This window comes from Enterobacter cloacae complex sp. IR5418, assembly GCF_049238105.1.
Lineage (GTDB): Bacteria > Pseudomonadota > Gammaproteobacteria > Enterobacterales > Enterobacteriaceae > Enterobacter > Enterobacter hormaechei.
In genome coordinates this window covers 13,370-30,361 of sequence record NZ_JBMKHS010000027.1, presented here as the reverse complement: position 1 = coordinate 30,361, position 16,992 = coordinate 13,370, and the positions used below count along the sequence as shown (strand labels likewise).

General features: G+C 57.4%; 14 protein-coding genes. 9 read left to right on the top strand and 5 right to left on the bottom strand.

What is annotated here, in order from left to right; genetic code table 11:
• From pqqD to pqqF, 3 genes are read left to right on the top strand one after another with little or no spacing between them, the layout of a single operon-like run.
• Window positions 1-279, top strand: coding sequence for a pyrroloquinoline quinone biosynthesis peptide chaperone PqqD (gene pqqD, locus ACOTX7_RS18190; protein WP_006808902.1), 279 nt, complete (start codon window positions 1-3; stop codon window positions 277-279).
• A complete protein-coding gene (gene pqqE / locus ACOTX7_RS18185; RefSeq protein WP_221255901.1) occupies window positions 266-1,408 on the top strand; it encodes a pyrroloquinoline quinone biosynthesis protein PqqE in 1,143 nt (380 codons plus the stop codon). Before pqqD ends, pqqE begins: the two co-directional genes overlap by 14 nt.
• Window positions 1,409-1,413: 5 nt before the next feature.
• A complete protein-coding gene (gene pqqF, locus ACOTX7_RS18180; protein WP_221813620.1) occupies window positions 1,414-3,690 on the top strand; it encodes a pyrroloquinoline quinone biosynthesis protein PqqF in 2,277 nt (758 codons plus the stop codon).
• A gap of 85 nt (window positions 3,691-3,775) precedes the next feature.
• On the opposite strand, the gene ACOTX7_RS18175 is transcribed toward pqqF, so the two are convergent.
• Together ACOTX7_RS18175 and ACOTX7_RS18170 are read right to left on the bottom strand one after the other, a co-directional pair.
• On the bottom strand, window positions 3,776-6,205 hold the full coding sequence (locus ACOTX7_RS18175) for a glucose/quinate/shikimate family membrane-bound PQQ-dependent dehydrogenase (RefSeq protein ID WP_221255899.1): 2,430 nt from the start codon (window positions 6,203-6,205) through the stop codon (window positions 3,776-3,778).
• A gap of 163 nt (window positions 6,206-6,368) precedes the next feature.
• Window positions 6,369-6,788 (bottom strand): translesion error-prone DNA polymerase V autoproteolytic subunit, encoded by a 420-nt coding sequence (locus ACOTX7_RS18170; RefSeq protein ID WP_032673491.1) that lies wholly within the window; start codon window positions 6,786-6,788, stop codon window positions 6,369-6,371.
• Window positions 6,789-7,113: 325 nt separating this feature from the next.
• On the opposite strand from ACOTX7_RS18170, the gene ACOTX7_RS18165 reads away from it, so the two are divergent.
• Window positions 7,114-7,314, top strand: coding sequence for a hypothetical protein (locus ACOTX7_RS18165; protein WP_006808907.1), 201 nt, complete (start codon window positions 7,114-7,116; stop codon window positions 7,312-7,314).
• A 46-nt stretch (window positions 7,315-7,360) separates the two neighbouring features.
• On the opposite strand, the gene ACOTX7_RS18160 is transcribed toward ACOTX7_RS18165, so the two are convergent.
• Window positions 7,361-8,227: an aldo/keto reductase family oxidoreductase gene (locus ACOTX7_RS18160; protein ID WP_221255898.1), complete on the bottom strand. Its 867-nt coding sequence runs from the start codon at window positions 8,225-8,227 to the stop codon at window positions 7,361-7,363.
• A 145-nt stretch (window positions 8,228-8,372) separates the two neighbouring features.
• On the opposite strand from ACOTX7_RS18160, the gene tcp reads away from it, so the two are divergent.
• Entirely contained in the window at window positions 8,373-10,034 is a 1,662-nt protein-coding gene (gene tcp, locus ACOTX7_RS18155; protein ID WP_221255897.1) for a methyl-accepting chemotaxis citrate transducer, read from the top strand.
• 36 nt (window positions 10,035-10,070) lie between these two features.
• Here the strand turns inward: tcp and smrA are convergent, their stop codons facing one another.
• Both smrA and ACOTX7_RS18145 read right to left on the bottom strand, forming a co-directional pair.
• The gene (smrA, locus tag ACOTX7_RS18150; protein WP_205923977.1) at window positions 10,071-10,634 is read right to left on the bottom strand and encodes a DNA endonuclease SmrA; all 564 of its coding nucleotides are present in this window, start codon (window positions 10,632-10,634) and stop codon (window positions 10,071-10,073) included.
• A 351-nt stretch (window positions 10,635-10,985) separates the two neighbouring features.
• Complete coding sequence (locus ACOTX7_RS18145) at window positions 10,986-11,891, bottom strand: LysR family transcriptional regulator (protein ID WP_006808911.1); 906 nt, start codon at window positions 11,889-11,891, stop codon at window positions 10,986-10,988.
• A gap of 175 nt (window positions 11,892-12,066) precedes the next feature.
• On the opposite strand from ACOTX7_RS18145, the gene ACOTX7_RS18140 reads away from it, so the two are divergent.
• From ACOTX7_RS18140 to ogt, 4 genes are read left to right on the top strand one after another with little or no spacing between them, the layout of a single operon-like run.
• Entirely contained in the window at window positions 12,067-13,377 is a 1,311-nt protein-coding gene (locus tag ACOTX7_RS18140; protein ID WP_047353963.1) for a M20 family metallo-hydrolase, read from the top strand.
• Complete coding sequence (locus tag ACOTX7_RS18135; RefSeq protein WP_221255896.1) at window positions 13,377-14,822, top strand: M20 family metallopeptidase; 1,446 nt, start codon at window positions 13,377-13,379, stop codon at window positions 14,820-14,822. The genes ACOTX7_RS18140 and ACOTX7_RS18135 overlap by 1 nt, the downstream gene beginning before the upstream one ends.
• A 44-nt stretch (window positions 14,823-14,866) precedes the next feature.
• Window positions 14,867-16,393, top strand: a complete 1,527-nt coding sequence (gene abgT / locus ACOTX7_RS18130) for a p-aminobenzoyl-glutamate transporter (protein ID WP_047353965.1) — start codon at window positions 14,867-14,869, stop codon at window positions 16,391-16,393.
• Between the two features lie 9 nt (window positions 16,394-16,402).
• Window positions 16,403-16,918: a methylated-DNA--[protein]-cysteine S-methyltransferase gene (gene ogt / locus ACOTX7_RS18125; RefSeq protein WP_006808915.1), complete on the top strand. Its 516-nt coding sequence runs from the start codon at window positions 16,403-16,405 to the stop codon at window positions 16,916-16,918.
• Window positions 16,919-16,992: the final 74 nt, after the last annotated feature.

Sequence of the window (16,992 nt, the reverse complement as noted above, 5' to 3'; positions counted from 1 at the left end):
ATGCAAAAAAACTCCATCGTCGCCTTTCGTCGCGGCTATCGCCTGCAATGGGAAGCCGCTCAGGACAGCCATGTCATTCTCTATCCGGAAGGCATGGCTAAACTCAATGAGACCGCGGCCGCGATCCTCGAACTGGTCGATGGCCAACGCGATGCGGCGGCCATCATTGCCCTGCTCAACGAACGGTTCCCGGAAGCTGGCGGCGTGGATGACGACGTCGTTGAATTCCTGCAAATCGCTTATCAACAGAAGTGGATTATTTTCCGTGAGCCAGAATAAACCCGCCGTCAATCCACCGCTGTGGCTGCTGGCGGAGCTGACTTATCGCTGCCCGCTACAGTGCCCTTACTGCTCTAACCCGCTGGACTTTGCCCGGCAGGATCAGGAGCTGACCACCGAACAGTGGATTGAGGTTTTCCGCCAGGCGCGGGCGATGGGCAGCGTGCAGATAGGTTTTTCCGGCGGCGAACCGTTGACGCGTAAAGATCTGCCGGAGCTGATCCGCGCCGCCCGCGATCTCGGTTTTTATACCAACCTGATCACCTCGGGAATTGGCCTGACGGAAAGCAAGCTCGACGCGTTCAGCGAGGCCGGTCTGGACCATATCCAGATTAGCTTCCAGGCCAGCGATGAAGTGCTTAACGCTGCGCTGGCGGGGAATAAAAAAGCCTTCCAGCAGAAGCTGGCGATGGCCAAAGCGGTCAAAGCGCGCGATTACCCGATGGTGCTGAATTTCGTCCTGCACCGGCATAATATCGATCAGATCGATAAAATCATCGAGCTGTGCATCGAACTGGACGCCGACGACGTCGAACTTGCCACCTGCCAGTTCTACGGCTGGGCGTTCCTTAACCGTCAGGGGCTTCTGCCGACGCGGGAACAGATTGCCCGCGCAGAAGGCGTGGTCGCCGAATATCGGCAAAAAATGGCCGCCAGCGGCAATCTGACCAACCTGCTGTTCGTCACCCCCGATTATTACGAAGAGCGGCCAAAAGGCTGTATGGGCGGCTGGGGGTCGATTTTCCTCAGCGTGACCCCGGAAGGCACGGCGCTGCCCTGCCATAGCGCGCGCCAGTTGCCGGTGGATTTCCCGTCGGTGCTCGAGCAGAGTCTGGAATCGATCTGGTATGACTCTTTCGGCTTCAACCGCTATCGCGGGTTTGACTGGATGCCGGAGCCGTGCCGCTCCTGCGATGAAAAGGAGAAGGACTTCGGCGGCTGCCGCTGCCAGGCCTTTATGCTCACCGGGAATGCGGATAACGCCGATCCGGTGTGCAGCAAATCGCCGCATCATCATAAAATTCTGGAGACGCGACGTGAAGCAGCCTGTAGCGATATGAAGATCGGTCAGCTTCAGTTCCGCAACCGTACCCGCTCTCAGCTTATCTATAAAACCCGGGAACTGTAGCGACAATGACCACCCGCATCGTGGAACTGGCAGGCGGTTTACGCGCAACGCTGGTGCATCAGCCGAAGGCGACACGCGCGGCGGCGCTGGCGCGCGTGAGCGCCGGAAGCCATCACGAGCCACCGCGTTTCGCCGGTCTTGCGCATTTACTTGAGCACCTGCTGTTCCGCGGTAGCCAGCGCTATCAGGGCGATGATCGACTCATGGCCTGGGTCCAGCGCCAGGGCGGGAGCGTCAATGCCACCACGCTGGCTCGCCACAGCGCCTTTTTCTTTGACGTTGCCGCCGATAACCTGTCCGACGGCGTCGCGCGGCTGCGGGATATGTTGCAGGCGCCGCTGCTTTCACGCCATGACATACAGCGCGAAGTGGCGGTCATTGATGCGGAAAACCGGCTCATTCAGCAACATGATGCCGCCAGGCGCGAAGCGGCGGCGCGCCATGCGATGGAAGAACCTGCGGTTTTTCGCCATTTTCAGGTGGGCAGCAAGGATTCTCTGGGGCAGGACACGCTATCGCTGCAAACCGCGTTGCGCGACTTTCATCGCCGCTATTATGTGGCCGGACACCTGCATTTGTGGCTACAAGGGCCGCAAACGCTGGATGCGCTGGCCAAGCTTGCCCGTACGTTTGCGTCAGGTTTTGCGTCAGGTGGCATACCTGAAACCGCTCCCCCGTTGCGTCTTAGCGCTGAAGCAGAGTATCAGCTGGCGGTGACGGAGCGACCCGCACTGTGGCGCTGTCCGTTAATCCGCAAAAGTGACAACGTCACCTTGCTCCGGGAGTTTTTACTGGACGACGCCCCCGGAAGCCTGATTGCCGAACTGCGGACGCGCGGGCTGGCAGAAGAGGTAGCCCTGGACTGGCTTTATCAGGATGACGAGTACGGCTGGCTGGCGCTAACGGTTGACAGTGAACGGCCCGAGGACATAGACCCGCATATTACCCACTGGCTACGGGCGCTACAGCAAACGACGGATGAGCAGCAGCGGCATTATTATCGGCTGGCACAGCGGCGTTTCAGCGCCCTGCCGACGCTCGAGCAGCTGCGCCAGCGGGCGTTTGGTTTTGCCCCCGGCGCGGCGCCCGCGGGTTTTTCCGCCTTCTGTGCCGATTTACTGGCGGCGCCAGTCTCGTATCTGGCCTGCAAAAAAATGGAAACCGCTGAAATTATCGCCAGCCAGGGGTTTGCCCTGCCGCTTAGCCCCTGGCGTCGCCAGCCGGTTGCAGATGATAGCCCTATCGCGTTTTCCTTCTACCCACAGGCTGCCAGGTATGCTGCGCCAGCCCCGGCGTCAGAAGCCGCTCCGCTGCTGCATTTATCGGCGCAAACACAACCGCCAACGCTGATCCTGCGCAGGCCTTTTTATTCGCGCGTGGAACGGGCACAGGGGGTGGCGATGGGCAAACAGTTACGCCCGCTTCTTGCTGAACTGCGCCATATCGACGGCAGCGGCGAATGGCAAACGGTTGACGGCAGCTGGCAGCTGACCCTGCGGCTTCCTGACGTCGTGGTGACGGCGGAACGCATCATCGGGGCGATTATCGAGCGCCTCGCCCACCCCACACCGGCGATTACGCCCGCGCCAGAAGGCATTGCCATCCGTGAGTTGCTTCAGCAATTGCCTGAACGTCTGGCATCCGATCTGCCACGGGACGGCTGGCTGGCGGCGTTAGCTGGCGGCAGCGCCGGACACGCGCACCGGTTAGCCCGGCAGCTTAGCCTGCTCGGGGCGCCGGTTAACGCTACGCCGACGCCGCTAAACGGTTGTCCCGGCGGGATCGAACACATTCCGCACGCCAGCGCGGATTCGGCGCTGCTGGTGTTTATTCCCCTGCCGCCGGGTGCGTCGCTCGCCGCGCTGCGGCTGCTGGCGCTATGCTGCGAACCACAATTTTTCCAGCGCCTGCGCGTGGAACAGCAGATTGGCTACGTGGTTAGCTGTCGTTATCAGCGTATTGCCGATCGCGATGGCCTGCTGCTGGCGTTGCAGTCGCCTGACCGTTCTCCCCTGAATCTGTTGGGTTGCTGTAAACGATTTATGCGTGAGCTGACGCTGTGCGATGAAGCGACGTTCAGCGTGTTGCGACAGCAGCTGGCGACGCAGATCCCCTCACCGATGGATGCCAGCGCCACGGCAGTGGCCGCCCTGCGCCAGCGCTACGGTTTACCGGTGTTAACGCCGCAGGCTATTGATGCCCTGCAACCTGACGAGATAATCGCGCTATGGCGCGAGATGACGCGCCGTCGCCGACGCTGGCGGGTGCTTTTCACGGGCTGACCGGAATCGCCGCTTTTTTCCTGTGCGTAATTTAAGCCATAAAAAAGCCCCGTTCTAAGACGGGGCCTGACGGCTTATTTCGCTGTTACTTATCCAGCGCGTAGGCAATCACGTAGTCACCGCGATCCGGCGACTGGCGAGCACCGCCAGCAGAGATCAGAATGTACTGTTTGCCGGTTTTCGGTGATACATAGCTGATAGGTCCGCCCTGGCTACCCACAGGGAGACGCGCTTTCCACACCTCTTCCCCCGTAGAGGAATCAAAGGCGCGCAGGTAATAATCCTGGGTTCCTGCAATGAAGACCAGACCGCCCTGCGTGGCCAGCGTACCGCCCAGCGTCGGCATACCGACAGGCATTGGCATACGCATTTTTACCCCAAACGGGCCGGTATCCTGAACAGTCCCGACCGGCACCTGCCAGACGATTTTCTGCGTTTTCAGGTCAATGGCGGACAGGGAGCCAAACGGTGGTTTCTGGCACGGAATGCCCAGCGGTGACATGAAACGGTTTTTGTTGACCGAATACGGCGTTCCTTTCATCGGAACGGCGCCCATCCCGGCGTTCACGGCTTCACCGCCCGTGTTTGCCACCGCGCTTTGCGGATCCTGTTTAATCAGCTGGACCCACAGACCCAGACGCATGTCATTGACGAAGATGTACTGGTTGTTTGGATCGGTGGACAGGCTGCCCCAGTTCATTCCCCCCAGCGAGCCAGGGAAGCTCAGGGAAATGTCGGTTCCCGGCATCGTGTACAGACCGTCATAACGCATCGATTTGAAGCTGATACGACAGGCCAGCTGGTCAAACGGCGTTGCCCCCCACATATCCGATTCTTTCAGGGTTTCCGCGCCAATCTGCGGCATCCCCACAGAGCGCGGCTGCGTTGCCGGGTACTGTTCACGTGGAATATCCGCTGGTTTTACCGGAACCTCTTTCACTTCAGTGAGCGGTTTACCCGTCAGGCGATCAAGAACGTAAATTTGTCCCGCTTTGGTGCCCACCACTACCGCGGGCTTGTTGCCCTCTTTCGTCGGGAAATCAACCAGGCTCGGCTGCATCGGAATATCGAAATCCCAGAGGTCGTTATGCACGGTCTGGTATACCCACTTCTCTTTCCCGGTGGTCGCATCCAGCGCGAGGATTGAGGTGGCGTATTTGTGATCTTCCGGAATACGGTCCGCGCCCCACAGGTCGACAGAGGAACTTCCCATCGGGATAAATACGGTATTCATTGAGGCATCCCAGGACATAGGGGCCCAGGAGTTTGCGGAGCTACGTTTGTAGTGTTCGCCCGGTTTCAGAACATAGTTCGGATCCGGATTACGCGGGTCGAACGCCCAGCGCAGCTGGCCGGTGATCACGTCATAACCACGAATTACGCCTCCCGGCATATCGGTGCTGACGTTATCCGCAACGCGACCGCCAACAACAACCGTGGTACCCGCCAGCGTCGGGGCCGACGTCAACACGTAGGTTGGATCTGACGCGTCGCCCATCCCTTCATGCAGGTCAACGCTGCCGTGAGTGCCGAAATCCGGGCAGAATTTGCCGTTATCGGCGTCTAACGCGATCAGCTTACCGTCAATGGTATTCATCAGGATACGACGCTGGCATGCCGCGCCCGGTGCGACCTGCGCAGGCAGAACCGGCGTGGAACCCGCTACCGTTGGCTGTGCCAGCGGTTTGGTGGCATCAAAGTACGCCAGGCCACGGCAGCGCATCCAGATTGCAGACTTAGCGTTGATTTCCGCTTTCCAGATCGCTTTCCCGCTGTCGGCATCCACGGCAATCACGTTGTTATGCGGCGTACACAGGAAGACACGATCGCCAACCTGTAGCGGCGTTTGCTGATCTTCTGCGCCGTTGCCGTCCGGACTTTCCGGTACGTCACCGGTATGGAAGGTCCAGACCGGTTTCAGGTTTTTCACATTGTCACGGGTTATCTGGTCCAGCGCCACAAAACGACTGCCGCCAGCCGTATTACCGTAGTGATCCCAGTTCTGCTGTTTCGCCTCGTCTTTTACCGGTATCAGCGGGCGTTTTTCACCGCTAAACGGCACGGTCGGATGGGGCTGGAACATCTGAACAAAGGTGACGCCCATGGCGACAATAAGGACCGCGCAGACCCCCATCGCCCCTTTTGTGGAGGATGGTTTTCCTTCACGTTTACGCAATGCAGGCCAGGTGGCGGCTGCCAGCACCATCAGCCCGGCAGGTACCATTAAACGGGAAACCAGCGGCCAGAAGTCTAGCCCGGCATCGAAAAATGCCCAAATCAGGGTGCCAAGAAACACCAGGGCAAACAGCCCCACGGCAGAGGACTTGCGGCGGAAGAACTGGATCGCAGAGAGCAGCGTGATAACCCCGGCAATGAGAAAATACCAACTCCCCCCCAGGGAAACCAGTTTGAAACCGCCGATGGCAAAAAACAGCCCCGTCACAAGAAGTATCACGCCCACCAGCAGGCACCACAGGCCTACCCAGCCGGATGGGCGGGGATTATTGTCTGACATAAAAATGAATCTCCTGATTACTCTATAAAATCAGGGTTTTATTGACCGCCACGATGCTAAAACCCTGCATAACGCTAATTGTTCGTGTGCGAATCATAAATTAAAATTATAATGTAGACAAAATGTATTCTGCCGGAAGACACCTTACAGAGCGCAAACACGATCAGCTTGCGGATTTCACGATATACGTCACCACCCCAAAGATATCGAGCGTATCGTCGCTGCCGACAATAATCGGTGAATAGGCGCTGTTCATGGGGTTGAGTTGAATATTGGGACGCAGCTGGAGGCGCTTCACGGTAAATTCGCCCTCTACCGCCGCAATCACGATATCGCCATGCTCAGGCTTGCGGGAACTGTCCACCACCAGCAAATCACCGTTATTGATCCCCCCTTCTATCATCGAGTCACCGGCGGCTTTGACAAAGTAAGTGGAGCTGGGATGGGCGACTAATAGCTCGTTTAAATCGATACGCCGCTCTACATAATCCGCTGCCGGGCTGGGGAAGCCGCACTGTACTAAGTCGCTGAAAAGTGGAATAGCAACGATTTCACGCAACTCTGCGGGTTTGAAAAAGATCATGATAAACACCTCCATACTGTTTTTATATACAGTAGCTTTAACGGAGGTATCGATCAAGCCATGTCAGCGTAAGCGGCTGGCTACGGCTTAACCGCTTCGCTTATAAACCCCTATTGCAATGAAGATTATTTGCTTTGTAAATTTTTACGCATGGGCAAGCTTAACGCGTCATAAAACATCACTACACCATCACTTATCACTGTCTTATGAATGCACGAAAGATAAATACACATCACTGCATAATCACTACCTGTTGACTTTATATTTAGACTAACGCATATTTTACAGCACAAATTAACAAGACAATTTTTGGAGGACGTTTCCCATGCCAGCCCGTGATTATCCCGATAAACGTGTTGCTCGCGGTGTAGCAAAGGAGGCCGAACTCAGGATGTTAAGCGCGCGCATCGATCCTGCGCTGATGGAGTACATCCGCATTACTGCGTATGAAACACGGAAAAGTAAGCAGGAAATCGTGGCGGAAGCGTTAGCGCTTCACCGGCAAAGAAGTCAGATGGGATCGTAAACAGCAAAAGCCCGAAAAATCCTCCGGGCTTTTGCTGCTGTCGGGGTTAATCCGCCAGCGAATTTAACGTCTCCAGCGCCTCAGGCGGCAATACCAGATCGGCAGCCGCCAGGTTTTCACGCAGATGCGCCACCGAAGATGTTCCCGGGATCAAGAGGATATTTGGCGAGCGTTGCAGCAGCCATGCCAGCGCTACCTGCATCGGCGTCGCGCCCAGTGAATCCGCCACCGCCTGTAGCCCGGAAGATTGCAGAGGTGTGAAACCACCCAGCGGGAAGAACGGCACCCAGGCAATCCCCTGTTGTGCCAGCGAATCGACCAGCGCATCGTCACCGCGATTCACAACGTTGTACATGTTCTGTACGCACACCACGGAAACCATCTTCTGCGCTTCAGCGACCTGCGAAGCGGTGACGTTGCTCAGCCCAATATGGCGAACCAGCCCCTGCTGTTGCAGCTCTGCGAGGGTGCTCAGCGGCGCGGCAATCGAGCCTTCCGCCGGTCCGTGGGCGCTGAACATGATCCGCAGGTTAACCACGTCCAGCACATCCCGTTTCAGGTTACGCAGGTTGTCATGCACCGCCTGCGTCAGCTCCTGCGCGGAAAACGCCGGTAGCCAGGAGGCGTCCTCGCCGCGTCGGGCACCGATCTTGGTCACAATCGTGAGATCGTCCCGGTACGGATGAAGCGCCTCGCAGATAAGCTGGTTGGTCACATGAGGGCCGTAAAAATCACTGGTATCAATGTGATTCACGCCCGACGCCACCGCTTCGCGCAGCACCGCCAGCGCCGCATTTTTGTCTTTTGGCGAACCAAAAACGCCAGGCCCGGCAAGCTGCATCGCGCCATAGCCAAATCGTTTAACCGTACGCGTGCCGAGCGTGAACGTTCCGCTTTTATCTATGCTGCTCATGCTGACCTTCCTCATAAAAAATGATCCGGATTTACAACAGGTTCCGCGACGAAACCATTAGTTAAGCAATAGTAAAATTAAAGTTTAAATTCGCTACGACGATAGTATTGATGTAACCCTGCCTCTTCTCTTACGGATGACCGCCATGCTGAAAAATCTGCACGTGATTACCGGGATTATCTTTGCCCTCACCATATTCTGTCTGCTGCAAGTTGTCACGGGAGGGTTGTTCTACTCTGCCGTTAACAACGATCGGCAAAACTTTCAAAACTCCGGGGTGCTCAATGCCCAACAGGAGAGCCTGAGCGACAGCGTTAATACGCTGGTGAAAACGCGCGTTACCGTCACCCGCGTGGCGATCCGCTACCTGAAAAACCAGCGCGATCCGGCGTCCCTCGCAGCGATCAACACCCTGCTGGGGACCGCTAACGCCTCGCTGTCCAAAGCCGAAGACTATTATAAAAACTGGCAGGCGATCCCGCAGGTGAAGGGCCAGAATGCCGCGCTCACCGAAGAGATGCAGAAAGCGTGGAAGCAAATGCACGAGGTGATGCGCTTGTCCATTGAGTATCTGCGCGCCGATAACTATCAGGCCTATGGCGACCTGGACGCCCAGCAGGCACAGGATGAGATGGAGGCAGTCTATACCCGCTGGCGCGCCGAAAACAACGTTCTGCTGAAAGCCGCCGCCGAAGAGAACCAGAGCAGCTTTACCCAGATGCAGTGGACGCTGGCGGCAATCTTCCTGACCGTGATCGCCGTGCTGGTGGTGATCTGGCAGGGTTTACAGCACCTGCTCCTGAAACCGCTCAACGCCATCATGAACCATATTCGCACCATCGCGAGCGGCGATCTGACGCAAAACGTCGCGATGTCCGGGCGCAACGAGATGGGCCAGCTGGCCGCAGGTCTGCACGAGATGCAGCAGTCGCTGGTGAGCACCGTCAGCGCCGTGCGCGGCAGCACAGATTCCATCTACACGGGCGCGGGGGAAATTGCCGCCGGGAGTAACGACCTCTCCGCCCGCACCGAGCAGCAGGCAGCCTCGCTGGAAGAGACCGCCGCCAGCATGGAAGAGCTGACGGCCACGGTGAAACAGAACTCAGATAACGCCCGACAGGCGACGCTGCTGGCGAAAAATGCGTCTGAAACCGCTGCGCGTGGCGGACAGGTCGTGGATAACGTGGTGCGTACCATGAATGACATTGCCGACAGTTCGCAGCAAATTGCGCATATCACCGGCGTTATCGATAGCATTGCCTTCCAGACCAACATTCTGGCGCTCAACGCGGCGGTTGAAGCCGCCCGTGCCGGAGAACAAGGTCGCGGCTTTGCGGTCGTGGCAGGTGAAGTACGGACGCTGGCCAGCCGCAGCGCGCAGGCGGCGAAAGAGATCAAAGGGCTGATTGAAAACTCCGTCAGCCGGGTGAATACCGGCTCGGAACAGGTGAGCGAGGCGGGTGCGACCATGAAAGAGATCGTCGCGGCCGTGACGCGCGTAACCGATATTATGGGGGAGATCGCGTCGGCGTCTGACGAGCAGAGCCGCGGTATTGAACAGGTCAGCCTGGCGGTCTCGCAGATGGACAGCGTGACGCAGCAAAACGCCGCGCTGGTACAGGAGTCGGCAACGGCGGCGGCGGCGCTGGAAGATCAGTCTGAACAGCTGCGCCAGGCCGTGGCGGCATTCCGGCTGAATACTCAGGGATCGCCGGTGGCTCGCCCTGAAAACGTGAAAACGCCCGTGCTGCTGCGCCCGTCAGCGGCAGGCGCGAACGCATCCGACGCAAACTGGGAAACCTTCTGAGTGACAGGCGGGCGAGCATATCGCCCGCCTTCCTGATTAGCGGCTGCGCTTGGCGTGGCGCTCCCAGTTATCTCGCTTCGCGTCATCTGACTTACGCAACGAGACATAGCATGCTCCGCTGCCGCCGTGATACGGCTGCGCTTCGCAAAAGGCCTGTACTTCGTCGAACTCGGTCAGCCAGCGCGCAAGATAGCTGCGCACCACGTTAGGGTGTGATTGCTGTTCGCGCCCTTTACCATGGACGATGATCAGGTTGCGTAGCCCGTCACGTCCGGCCTGGCGAATAAAGGAATACACCAGCTGGCGGCATTGCTCCGCAGGCTGGCGTAACAGCGTTAAGCTGGCCTGACGGGAATATTTGCCAGAACGCAGCTTATCGAACACTCCCTGCTGTACCCCATCGCGCTGGAACATCAGCGGCTCGTCAAGGGGCAACAGTTCCAGAAACCCCAGCGTCAGAAAGTTATCGAGCTGCTCAGTATCGATTTCCTGACGCGCCCGCGTGTTACGGCTCTGCTGCCAGTGAATATCCGTGCAGCGCTTGAGCGGCTGGACATCCTCCATGGCGTCAAGAAAAAGTGATTTGTCGTCAGGGTTCATGGAAATCCTCCGGCTACATCTGAGTGATGTACTATACCTGCGCCCGCTGCGGGTCTCAATCACTCGGGCAAGGGTTCAAATAATAGCCCAGGAAACAGATTAATCACGGACGCTATATATTTCATCCGACCTTAACTTAAATTTCAGTCACCATTAATTAAAAAATTTACGTTAAAAAATCGTGAAATCAATCACTCAACGCCCTTCTCTTTTAAGAAAAAGCTGTTATAACTTAATAAACCTGCCCAATGGATAATGCATGTAGGGTCCGCCAAAGGATGCACAACTGTGTGTACTGTGGAGTCTGTCTGATGTCGGACAGATTCTATTTTTTTATTGTTATTATTTTTATTAAATTAATTTTCTGGCTTCCCTTCTGAACTGCGTAATTAATGATTCGGCAAGCGGTGTCTGACGAGAATCGCGTCGCTGAATTAAATAATATGCGGCTTTAGGCAGGGATTCGACAACCGGCAACATTATCAGACGGTGCGCCAGAAGCGGATCGCACCCCAGCTCCTGCGGTAAAATGCTGATGAAATCGCTTTGTGCGACAAGGCTAATACAGGAGGAAAAGGTTTCACAGACAACCCCAATGCGCGGTATTAGAGAGCGGTGGTTAAAGGTATCCTGTAACTGCTTATAATAACTTCCCCGAGGGGTAGGCATTGTCCAGTTATATTGCAGAAGCTCATGAATTGAAGTCGCCCCTGTCGCCGGATGTCCTGCCCGGCAAAATACGGCAAAAGGTTTTTCAAACAGCTTTTCAAACGTAAATTCGTGATCGTACGGCCCCTGATAATAAGTGTTGATGGTAAAGTCCAGCTCACCCTGCCGTAATTCATTAATCATCGACACCAGCTGGCCCTCCATAATCCGGACGTTGACCTGAGGATGCTGGGCATGAAAGCGCGTAATGACGGCTGGCATCAGGCTGCGCGAAATGCTGGCCCCCATTCCAATATTGATCTGCCCGGCAAGTTCGCCCTGCCGCTGGCGGATGTCATCCTGCGCCGCCCGTAGCTCCTCAAGAATCAAATTAGCGCGGTGGTAAAACCCTTCCCCACACTCGGTCAGCGCGACGCCTTTACTCCGGCGCACAAACAGCTGGGCCGCCATGCCCTCTTCCAGCTCTTTGATGGATTTGGTCAGCGCGGGCTGCGAAAGATTCAGCGTCCGGCTGGCGCCGCGAATACTGCCCTGGCGGGCCACTTCGACAAACGCCCTGATTTGATGAAATTTAATCTGAAATGACATAACGCGACCGATAACCGTTGTTTATCAGAGTAAAGAAACTGTCATCTACTTTAATGGAAACGGATGTGCGAGGGTAATTCCTGAACGGTTAAAACTGTGAAAAATCGCTTAGTGATAAGTAAAAACTATCACAGCGTGAAGCAGTTCACATATTTTAATGATGACAGGAAAGGATATGAATTCACTGGCGCAGTACATCCAGACATTGGCCCCACAACTGAGCGCATGGCGTCGCGATTTTCACCATTTTGCGGAATCCGGCTGGGTGGAGTTTCGCACCGCGGCAAAAGTGGCGGAGATCCTGGATCACCTGGGTTATGAACTGGCTATGGGCCGCGACGTGGTCGACGCCGAAAGCCGGATGGGGTTGCCTGATCACGCCGCGCTGGAGAGCGCGTTTTCCCGCGCGCGCGAACAAGGCGCGCCGGAGAAATGGCTCGCGCCGTTCGAAGGCGGGTTCACCGGCATTGTCGCGACCCTGAATACCGGTCGACCCGGCCCGACGCTGGCCTTTCGCGTGGACATGGACGCGCTTGATCTGAGCGAAGCGCATGACGACAGCCACCGTCCATACCGCGACGGTTTTGCCTCCTGCAACCCGGGCATGATGCACGCCTGTGGGCACGACGGGCATACCACCATTGGTCTGGGGCTGGCGCAGGTGCTTAAGCAGCACGAAGCGCAGCTCAACGGCACCATCAAACTGATCTTCCAGCCTGCCGAAGAGGGTACGCGCGGTGCGCGCGCCATGGTTGCCGCAGGGGCGCTGGACGGCGTGGACTACTTTACCGCCATTCATATTGGCACCGGCGTGCCGGAAGGGACGGTGATCTGCGGCAGCGATAACTTTATGGCGACAACCAAATTTGACGTGCGCTTTACCGGGGTCGCCGCACATGCTGGCGGTAAACCGGAAGCGGGCCGTAACGCCCTGCTCGCGGCTGCCCAGGCCGCTATCGCGCTGCATGGCATCGCGCCACACAGCGAAGGCGCGTCCCGGGTTAACGTCGGGGTCATGCAGGCGGGCAGCGGACGCAACGTGGTGCCAGCTGATGCGTTGCTTAAGGTTGAAACCCGCGGGGAAAGCGAGGCGATTAATCAGTATGTCTTCGATCGCGCACAGGCGGTGATTACCGGCGCGGCAGCCCTCTACGGCGTAACAGCCGGGATTAAGCTGATGGGGGCGGCGACCTCCAGTTCCCCTTCCCCGGCCTGGGTCGATTATCTGCGCGAACAGGCAAGCCAGGTGCCCGGCGTGACTCATGCCATTGATAAAGTCAAAGCGCCTGCGGGCTCCGAAGATGCCACGCTGATGATGGCCCGCGTACAGCAGAACGGCGGTATGGCCTCTTATATGGTCTTCGGCACGGAACTGAGCGCCGGACATCACAACGAAAAATTCGATTTTGATGAGCAGGTGATGAACATTGCCATCGAAACGCTGGCGCGAACTGCGCTTAATTTCCCGTGGACGCGAGGTGTGTAATGCAGGAGAACTACGCTTTTATCGCTGATGCCATCGACACGCGATGTCAGACGTTTACCGATATTGCCGACGAAATCTGGGATCATCCCGAAACGCGCTTTGAAGAGTTCTGGTCCGCCGAACGGCTCGCCAGCGCGCTGGAAGCCGAGGGCTTTACCCTGACGCGGGAAGCCGGAGGCATTCCCAACGCCTTTATTGCCAGCTACGGCAGCGGCAAGCCCGTTATCGCTCTTCTGGGCGAATATGATGCCCTGGCGGGATTAAGCCAGCAGGCACACTGCGCGACGGCGCAATCCGCCACCCCGGGGGCGAACGGACACGGCTGCGGGCATAACCTGTTAGGCACAGCGGCCTTTGCCGGTGCGGTGGCGGTGAAAAGCTGGCTGGAACAGCACGGCGGCAGCGGAACGGTACGATTCTACGGCTGCCCCGGCGAAGAAGGCGGCTCCGGCAAAACCTTTATGGTCCGTGAAGGGTTATTTGACGACGTGGACGCAGCCGTGACCTGGCACCCGGAAGCCTTCGCTGGCATGTTTAACGTCAGCACGCTGGCCAATATTCAGGCCGCCTGGCGGTTTAAGGGGATCGCAGCCCATGCGGCAAACTCGCCGCATCTGGGACGCAGCGCGCTGGATGCCGTGACGCTGATGACCACCGGCACAAACTTCCTCAACGAACACATCATTGAAAAAGCGCGCGTACATTACGCCATCACCGATACCGGCGGGATTTCGCCCAACGTGGTGCAGGCCCAGGCCGAGGTACTGTACCTGATCCGCGCCCCGGAGATGGCCGACGCGCAACAAATCTACGCGCGCATCGAGAAAATCGCCCAGGGTGCGGCGATGATGACCGAAACCACCGTCGAGTGTCGCTTTGATAAAGCCTGCTCCAGCTATCTGCCGAACCGTACGCTCGAAGCGGCGATGTACCGCGCATTGCAGCATTACGGCACGCCGGTCTGGACGGAAGAAGAACGCGCGTTCGCCCGTGAGATCCGCGCCACGCTCACGCCAGACGACCTGCAAAACAGCCTGAAAAACATTGCTGCCACGGGGGGCGAAGAAGGAAAAGCCTTTGCCCGACGCCATCAGGAGACGCTGCTGGTGGATGAAGTTGCCCCTTATGCCATCACCGATAACGTGCTGGCAGGCTCCACCGACGTGGGGGATGTCAGCTGGAAGATGCCCGTTGCCCAGTGCTTTAGCCCCTGCTTTACCGTCGGCACGCCGTTGCATACCTGGCAATTAGTGGCGCAGGGGCGTACCTCCATTGCCCATAAAGGCATGCTGCTGGCCGGAAAAGTGATGGGCGCGACTGCGCTGCATCTGCTTCAGGATGCCGACCTGCTGCGAAAATGCCGGGAAGAGTTCGAACAACACATAACAGAAAAACCGTACGCGTGTCCGATCCCGCAGGGCGTGACACCGTCACCTTTAAAATAAAAAAACACAACACAACAACACAACAACAGTCCCGAGGAACGCCCATGAGTATGTCTTCCATACCTTCGCATTCCCCATCCGGTAAGCTCTATGGCTGGGTTGAAAGGATCGGTAATAAAGTGCCGCACCCTTTCCTGCTTTTTATCTATTTAATTATCATCTTAATGGTGGCGACTGCCGTCCTGTCCGCCTTTGAGGTGAGCGTGCGCAGCCCGGCCGACGGCAGCATGGTGGCAGTGAAAAACCTGCTCAGCGTTGAAGGGTTGCACTGGTTTTTGCCGAACGTCATTAAAAACTTCAGCGGTTTTGCGCCGCTGGGCGCCATTCTCGCCCTGGTGTTGGGGGCGGGACTGGCCGAGCGCGTGGGCCTGCTGCCCGCGCTGATGGTGAAGATGGCTTCGCACGTCAGCGCGCGTTATGCCAGCTATATGGTGCTGTTCATTGCCTTCTTCAGCCATATCTCGTCCGACGCGGCGCTGGTGATCATGCCGCCGATGGGGGCGCTGATTTTCCTCGCCGTCGGTCGTCATCCTGTTGCGGGCCTGCTGTCGGCGATTGCGGGCGTTGGCTGCGGGTTTACCGCTAACCTGCTCATTGTGACCACCGATGTGCTGCTCTCCGGCATCAGTACGGAGGCAGCCAGAACCATCGATGCGGCGATGCACGTCAGCGTGATCGACAACTGGTACTTTATGGCCAGTTCGGTGATTGTCCTGACGATTGTCGGGGGGCTGATTACCGATAAGATCATTGAGCCGCGTCTGGGTAAATGGGAAGGCCGGAGCGATGAAAAACTTGAGACGCTGAGCAAAGAGCAACAATTCGGCCTGCGCGTCGCCGGGATTGTCTCGCTGGCGTTCATTGCAGTGGTGGCGCTGATGGTGGTGCCGGAGAATGGCGTGCTGCGCGATCCGATCAAACACACTGTCCTGCCCTCGCCGTTTATTCAGGGCATTGTGCCGCTGATAATTCTTTTCTTCTTCGTCGTCTCGCTCGCGTACGGCATCGCTACCGGCAAAATCCGTCGTCAGGGAGATCTGCCACACCTGATGATCGAGCCGATGAAAGAGATGGCGGGTTTCATCGTGATGGTGTTCCCGCTGGCACAATTTGTGGCCATGTTTAACTGGAGCAACATGGGCAAGTTTATGGCCGTGAGCCTGACGGACGCACTGGAGGCGGCGGGGTTGAGCGGCGTTCCGGCGTTTGTCGGGCTGGCGCTGCTGTCGTCCCTGCTGTGCATGTTTATTGCCAGCGGGTCGGCGATCTGGTCGATTCTGGCCCCCATCTTTGTCCCCATGTTTATGATGCTTGGCTTCCATCCGGCATTCGCCCAGGTCCTGTTCCGTGTCGCCGACTCCTCGGTGATCCCGCTGGCGCCTGTGTCCCCCTTCGTTCCGCTGTTTTTAGGGTTCCTGCAACGCTACAGACCGGAGGCTAAACTGGGTACCTACTATTCGCTGGTCCTGCCCTATCCGCTTATCTTTTTAGGGGTATGGCTGGTGATGCTGGTGGCGTGGTATCTTGTCGGCCTGCCGATTGGACCGGGTGTTTACCCGAGGCTGAACTAAGGAGTATTGATGCTGAGATTACTCGAAGACAAGATTGCGACACCCCTGGGGCCGCTGTGGGTTATCACGGATGAAGCGTTTAATCTGCGCGCTGTTGAGTGGGAAGAGCACAGCGACCGGATGGTTGAGCTGCTCAACATCCATTATCGTGCCGAGGGTTACGAGCGCATCACCGCCCGTAATCCTGGCGGGCTGAGCGATAAACTGACGGCCTACTTCGAGGGCGATCTCGGCATTATTAATACCCTGCCAACCGCCACGGCGGGCACCCCTTTTCAGCGCGAGGTGTGGCAGGCGCTGCGTAATATTCCCTGCGGGCAGGTGATGCACTACGGTCAGCTGGCAGAGCAGCTTGGCCGTGCCGGTGCGGCGCGCGCGGTCGGTGCGGCAAATGGCTCTAACCCCGTCAGCATTGTGGTGCCTTGCCATCGCGTGATTGGGCGCAACGGCACCCTGACCGGCTATGCCGGGGGCGTACAGCGCAAAGAGTGGCTGCTGCGTCACGAAGGGTATTTTCTGCTGTAATTCCCAGGCTTTTTGTGCTTAATTTTCTTCCTGTTAGACCAATAATCCTTAATCAATCTGTGGAATTTCAAGGA